Source organism: Bradyrhizobium sp. (assembly GCF_049798375.1).
Classification (GTDB): domain Bacteria; phylum Pseudomonadota; class Alphaproteobacteria; order Rhizobiales; family Xanthobacteraceae; genus Bradyrhizobium.
Genome location: NZ_JBARGP010000620.1, coordinates 1 through 2,307, shown reverse-complemented (window position 1 = coordinate 2,307; position 2,307 = coordinate 1). Strand labels below are relative to the sequence as shown.

Annotated in this window: 2 protein-coding genes and 1 pseudogene; 1 reads left to right on the top strand and 2 read right to left on the bottom strand. The window is 64.4% G+C overall.

Features of this window, described 5'->3' with window-relative positions; all coding sequences use genetic code 11:
- Positions 1-448, bottom strand: a 448-nt coding sequence (locus WA702_RS24665) for a gamma-glutamyltransferase (RefSeq protein WP_425113161.1), incomplete at its 3' end; no start/stop codon positions are given.
- A 102-nt stretch (positions 449-550) separates the two neighbouring features.
- On the opposite strand from WA702_RS24665, the gene WA702_RS24660 reads away from it, so the two are divergent.
- Complete coding sequence (locus WA702_RS24660; protein WP_425113160.1) at positions 551-1,960, top strand: MFS transporter; 1,410 nt, start codon at positions 551-553, stop codon at positions 1,958-1,960.
- Between the two features lie 157 nt (positions 1,961-2,117).
- Here the strand turns inward: WA702_RS24660 and purH are convergent.
- A pseudogene (gene purH / locus WA702_RS24655) lies at positions 2,118-2,307 on the bottom strand (bifunctional phosphoribosylaminoimidazolecarboxamide formyltransferase/IMP cyclohydrolase); the annotation flags it as partial.

Sequence of the window (2,307 nt, the reverse complement as noted above, 5' to 3'; positions counted from 1 at the left end):
CGCCGATCGCCAGCGCGGAATTGCGCGACTTGTTGTTATCAGGCTTGCCGTCGGCGCCGAGAAAGGTGTCCTTCGTGATCGCCGCAGGCGCGGCCTCGCGGTAGTCGATCGCGACGTCCTCATTGCGCTGCCGAAGATGGATCACCATAAAGCCGCCGCCGCCGATATTGCCGGCCCGTGGGTAGGTGACAGCCAGTGCGAAGCCGGTGGCGACCGCCGCATCGATCGCATTGCCGCCCTGCCGCAGGATCTCGGTCCCGATCCGGGCTGCGAGCTTCTCCTGCGCCACCACCATGCCCTGCTCGGCGAAGGCCGGATGAACGCTGTCGAGCGGCGGCGGCGTGTAGCCGCTGCGCCGCAGGTCCTGCGCCGTCGCCGGCATCAGGATGGCGATCGATAGCGCGAGGACGACCAGGAGCCGCCGCCGGGTGAAGCGAGATGATTTCATCAAATTCATCGTGACTGACATTCAGTTGGGCAGATCAGATGCTATAGGGCGCGGTCTCGAAAGCCAAACGTGATGGCGCGCAATCGGGAAGGACATTTTGGAATGACAGTGACATCAATTGTCTCATCCGATGCAGTCGTTCCGCGCCTCTATCCGCCGCGCCGTGCCGTGGTGAGCTGGATCTTCTTCGATTGGGCGGCGCAGCCTTATTTCACCCTGATCACCACCTTCGTGTTCGCGCCTTATTTCGCGACGCAGATTGCTCCGAATGCAGCCGATGGCCAGGCGCTTTGGGGCTTTGCGACCGCGGCGGCCGGCATAGTCATCGCACTGCTGTCGCCGGTGCTCGGTGCCATCGCGGACGCCACCGGCCGCCGCAAGCCGTGGATCGCGGCGTTCGGTGCCATGCTGGTGGTCGGGGCCAGCCTGATGTGGATCGGTGCCCCGCATCATCAGGAGCTGATCGCGCCGCTGCTCGGATCTTACGTGCTCGCCACCATTGGCGTCGAGTTTGCGACCGTGTTCAACAATGCGATGATGCCGACCCTGGTGCCGCCGGAGCGAATCGGACGATTGTCAGGCACCGGCTGGGCGACGGGTTATATCGGCGGTATCCTCTCGTTGATCCTGGTGCTCGGCTTCCTCGCCGCCGACACGGGCAGCGGCCGCACGCTGTTCGGACTGACACCTTTGTTCGGGCTCGATCCGGTGCTACATGAGGGCGATCGCATCTCCGGTCCGCTCACCGGCATCTGGTTCGTCGTGTTCGTGCTGCCGATGTTTCTGTTCACGCCGGATTATCCGGCGCGGCATCGGCTCGGCGTGGCGTTGCGCGAGGGCTTAAGCGAGTTGAAAGAGACGCTGCGCGGCCTGCCCGAGCGGCCATCGACGCTGATCTTTCTGATCGCCAACATGATCTACACCGACGGCCTGATCTCGCTCTACGCATTTGGCGGCATCTACGCCGCCGGCATCTTCGGCTGGAACACGATCCAGCTCGGCACCTTCGGCATCATCCTGGCGATTGCCGGCACCTTCGGCGGCTGGATCGGCGGCAAGCTCGACGACGCCTTCGGGTCGAAGCGCGTCATTGCCGGCACTATGACCTTGTTGCTGCTTGCGATCATCGCGATCCTGCTGGTGAACACGGACTCGATCGTGTTCATTCCGGTGACGCCGCCGCAGCCGGGTGGCGCGCTGTTCGCCTCCAGCGCCGAGCGCGCCTATCTCGTGCTCGGCTGCGTGATCGGCGCCTGTGGCGCGCCACTACAGGCCGCGTCGCGTTCACTGCTGGTGCGGATGGCGCCCAGGGATCGCGTCGCGCAATATTTCGGGCTGTTTGCTTTGACGGGAAAGGTGACGTCCTTCACCGGCCCGTTGCTGATCGGTGTCGTGACATCGATCACCGCCAGCCAGAAGGCCGGCATGGCGGTGCTGGTGTTGTTCTTTCTGGTGGGACTGGTGTTGCTGGCGAGGGTGAAAGTCCAGATCAACGGTGTCGTCCCGGCCTAGCGCGCAATTGCGCGCGGGCGCCGGGACACCCATACCGCGTGATCTGTCGGTTAGCCCATAAGACAAACGCTGTTCGTACAACGACGGCCGGTGGTTATGGGTCCCGGTGTTCTCGGCGCGCAATTGCGCGCCTTACCGGGACGACGAACCAACCGAATCAGTGCCTGAAGTGCCTGGTGCCGGTGAGCACCATGGCGACGCCGTGCTCGTCGGCGGCCTTGATCACCTCGTCATCACGCATCGAGCCGCCTGGCTGCACCACGGCGGTGGCGCCGGCCGCGATGCAGGCGAGCATGCCGTCGGCGAACGGGAAGAACGCGTCCGACGCCACCACAGAACCCTTGGTC

Coding starts and splice junctions, on each gene's coding strand:
- WA702_RS24660 (WP_425113160.1), top strand. CDS start 551: ATGACAGTGACATCAATTGTCTCATCCGATGCAGTCGTTCCGCGCCTC.